We start from the raw sequence: 3,452 nt of genomic DNA on the forward strand, positions 1-3,452 counted from the left end.
CGGGCATTCTGGCCTTGTCCACCTACCTGCCGCTGGCGGAATCCCTGAGGGATGAGGCGGATGAGGCCAACCAGGCGGTGCCCATCTGGATGGCCCACGGCCAGTACGATCCAGTCATTCCCCTGGATTTCAGCCGTCGGTCGGCAGATCTGCTGGTCGCCGCGGGGTATCCCCTGGAGTGGACCACTTACCCGATGGAGCACGGCCTGTGTCTCGAGGAGGTGCGCGACATCGAGAACTGGCTGGTCCGGGTACTCGCACCTTGAATATCAGGAGGGGCGGCGTTTGAGCAGGTTGTTGCCGATGAAGCTCAGCACTGTCTCGCCGCGCTGGTTGACCGCCGAGTAGCGGAGCCGGGCGATGCCCCGGTCCGGTTTGGACGATGATGGGCGCACCTCCAGCACTTCGACGACGCTGTGCAGGGTGTCGCCTGGACGCACCGGGGCCAGCCAGCGCAGCTCGTCGAGGCCCGGGGATCCGATGCTGGATTCCTTGAAGATGCCGCTCTGGATGAACAGCCGGAAGCAGATGGCGATGGACTGGAAGCCGCTGGCGATCAGGCCGCCATAAGGGGACTCGGCGGCTGCATTGGCATCCAGGTGGAAGGGTTGGGGGTCGTAGCGGAAGGCGAAGTCAATGATCTCGGCCTCGGTCAGGGTCAAGCCGCCGCTGACAAAACGCTCGCCGACGCTCAGGTCGTCCAGGTAACGGGTATCCATCGGGTGTCCTCCATTGTGGGTACAGGGAAAAGGCTTCGATCTTAGCGGATGCGAGGGGGCTGAAGCACTTCCTGGCAGAGATCCAGCCAGGCCTGGGCCGCCCGGGACAGATAGCGTTCCGGATGGCGGATCAGGGCAGGGTGCCAGTTGATGGTCGGGTGGACCAGCGGCCGGGAAATGAGCCGGTCGTCCAGGTGCAGGCGGGCCAGCAGGGGGCGTGGCAGCAGGGTGGTACCCAGGCCGGCGGCAGTCATGGCGACAAGGAAATCCCACTGGCTGCTCTGGGCGGCGATCCGGAGTTGACCGTCTTCTTCGCGAAAGGCGTCGCGGATCTGGCGGGTCAGGGAGAAGTCATCCGAAGGGAGGACCAGGGGTTCGTCCCGCAGATCCGTCAGCTGGACGGAAGCCTTGCCGGCCCAGGAGGCTTCTCGCGATCCGATCACGTCGATGGGGTGGGCGCCGAGGCTGCGGCAGGCCAGCCCCAGGGCGGGGGCGGCAGGGAGCAGGGTGACTCCGACCTCCAGTTCCCCGTCGGCCACCTGCCGTTCGATCACCTGGCCGCCGCTTTCCTGCAGGCGCAGCACCACTCCTGGATAGCGCTCCCGGAAGGTGGCGACGGCAGGGGTGAAGAGCAGGTTGAGCATGGGTGGCAGACCCACCGTCAGTGTGCCGCGCTGCAGGGACGACAGATCATCCAGGGCCAGGCTGATTTCGCGGACCATGGCGACGGCCTGCTGACCCTTCTCGAACACCACCTGCCCGGCATCGGTCAAGCGCAGTTGTCGGCCTTCCCGCAGCAACAGGGGTTGACCGACCTCGCTTTCCAGTTGCCGGATCATCTTGCTCACGGTGGACTGGGTGACGTGCAGTCGCTCGGCTGCCAGGGTAAAGCTGTTCTGGCGCACGGTCTCGATGAAATAACGCAGCGCACGCAGGTCCATGGTTCATGAAAAAAACGACTGAAAGTCAGGATTTTAAGTCATCAAACGCCTGTTCATCCGGTTCTATACTTTTTGCCATCGATCCCGGCTCCGCCAACCCGGCCGGGACAGGAACCGGGGCGACAGACCCTGAGACCGAGAACCGGAGAAAAGCAATGCCCATGGATCGTATCCGCCTCGCCCGCCTGCGGGATCGCATCATGTCTCCCGAGGAGGCTGCCCGGCTTTTCCAGGACGGCATGACCGTCGGGATGAGCGGCTTCACCCGTGCCGGGGACTGCAAGGCGGTGCCCTTCGCGCTGGCCGAGCGCGCCCGTAGCGAGCCCCTGCGCCTCACCTTGATGACCGGGGCGTCCCTGGGGAACGACATCGACAAGGTGCTCACCGAGGCAAACGTGATTGCCCGGCGGATTCCCTTCCAGTCCGATGCCACGCTGCGCCGCAAGATCAATGCCGGTGAGGCCATGTTCATCGACCAGCACCTGTCCGAAACCGTTGAGCAGTTGCGCTCGGGGCAGATCGCGCCGGTGGACATCGCCGTGGTGGAGGCTACCGCGATCACCGAGAACGGCGGCATCGTGCCGACCACGTCCGTGGGCAATTCGGCCAGCTTCGCCGTGCTGGCCAAGAAGATCATCGTCGAAATCAACCTGACCATGCCGATGGCCCTGGAAGGGCTGCACGACATCTACATTCCTACCTACCGGCCCCATCGCCTGCCCATCCCGCTGATCTCCCCGGAACAGCGCATCGGCTTGCCACACATTCCGGTGGATCCCGAGAAGATTGTCGGCATCGTGATCACTTCCAAGGCGGACAGCCCGTCCAACGTGCTGCCGCCGGACGCGGAGACCCGGGCGATTGCCGGGCATCTCAACGCGTTCCTGGCGCACGAGGTGCGGGCCGGGCGGCTCTCCCCGGCGCTTCAGCCGCTCCAGGCGGGGATTGGCACCATTGCGAACGCGGTCCTTCACGGCATGCTGGATTCCCCGTTCCAGAATCTGAAGATGTACTCGGAAGTCCTGCAGGACAGCACCATCGAACTGCTGGACGAGGGGCGCCTGAGTTTCGCCTCGGCCTCCTCGATCACCCTCTCCCGGGATCTCTACGAGCGCGTGCTGGGCAACATCGAGCGTTATCGTTCCCGGTTGGTGCTGCGTCCCCAGGAAATTTCCAACCATCCGGAGGTGATCCGTCGCCTGGGCCTCATTTGTATCAACACGGCGCTGGAGTGCGACATCTACGGCAATGTGAATTCCACCCACGTGGGTGGGACCCATATGATGAACGGCATCGGTGGCTCCGGCGATTTCGCCCGCAATGCCCATCTGGCCGTTTTCGTGACCAAGTCCATTGCCAAGGGCGGGGCCATCTCCAGCATCGTGCCGATGGTCTCCCATGTGGACCATACCGAGCACGATACGGACGTCTTCGTCACCGAGCATGGTCTCGCCGATCTACGCGGACTGGCCCCCCGGGAGCGGGCCCGGGTGATCATCGAGAACTGCAGCGACCCCCTGTACCGGGATGCCCTGCGTGACTATCACCGTCGCGCCTGCCAGCGGGGCGGGCACACGCCCCACCTGCTCCAGGAGGCTTTTGCCTGGCACCTGCGCTATGAACAGGAAGGGGCCATGCTGGGCCAGCGGGTGAGTGCGACGCAGCCGGAAGCCGCTCCCGCCTGAGCGTCACCGAATCCGGAGCGCGTGCAGGCAGCGCTCCAGGGGGCTTGGAGTCCGAAGATGCCCTTCGATCGAAGTCCAGGTAACACCGCCTGTATTTTCCTCCCCGG

Annotated in this window: 3 protein-coding genes and 1 pseudogene; 2 read left to right on the plus strand and 2 right to left on the minus strand. The window is 64.5% G+C overall.

Going from position 1 to position 3,452, the window contains the following annotated elements:
- Nucleotides 1–266, plus strand: a pseudogene (locus PHD22_RS16670) (carboxylesterase); the annotation flags it as partial.
- A 3-nt stretch (nucleotides 267–269) separates the two neighbouring features.
- Here the strand turns inward: PHD22_RS16670 and PHD22_RS16675 are convergent.
- Together PHD22_RS16675 and PHD22_RS16680 are read right to left on the minus strand one after the other, a co-directional pair.
- A complete protein-coding gene (locus PHD22_RS16675; protein WP_299869503.1) occupies nucleotides 270–719 on the minus strand; it encodes a MaoC family dehydratase in 450 nt (149 codons plus the stop codon).
- Between the two features lie 41 nt (nucleotides 720–760).
- Complete coding sequence (locus PHD22_RS16680) at nucleotides 761–1,660, minus strand: LysR substrate-binding domain-containing protein (protein WP_299869506.1); 900 nt, start codon at nucleotides 1,658–1,660, stop codon at nucleotides 761–763.
- Between the two features lie 155 nt (nucleotides 1,661–1,815).
- Here PHD22_RS16680 and PHD22_RS16685 point away from each other — a divergent pair, with 155 nt between their 5' ends.
- The gene (locus PHD22_RS16685; protein WP_299869508.1) at nucleotides 1,816–3,345 is read left to right on the plus strand and encodes an acetyl-CoA hydrolase/transferase family protein; all 1,530 of its coding nucleotides are present in this window, start codon (nucleotides 1,816–1,818) and stop codon (nucleotides 3,343–3,345) included.
- The last annotated feature ends 107 nt before the right edge of the window (nucleotides 3,346–3,452 follow it).

The organism is Zoogloea sp. (genome assembly GCF_028693495.1).
Taxonomy (GTDB): domain Bacteria; phylum Pseudomonadota; class Gammaproteobacteria; order Burkholderiales; family Rhodocyclaceae; genus Zoogloea.

Excerpts from the sequence above, each read along its gene's own strand:
- PHD22_RS16685 (WP_299869508.1), top strand. The coding sequence starts at position 1,816 with ATGCCCATGGATCGTATCCGCCTCGCCCGCCTGCGGGATCGCATCATG.
- PHD22_RS16680 (WP_299869506.1), bottom strand. The coding sequence starts at position 1,660 with ATGGACCTGCGTGCGCTGCGTTATTTCATCGAGACCGTGCGCCAGAAC.
- PHD22_RS16675 (WP_299869503.1), bottom strand. The coding sequence starts at position 719 with ATGGATACCCGTTACCTGGACGACCTGAGCGTCGGCGAGCGTTTTGTC.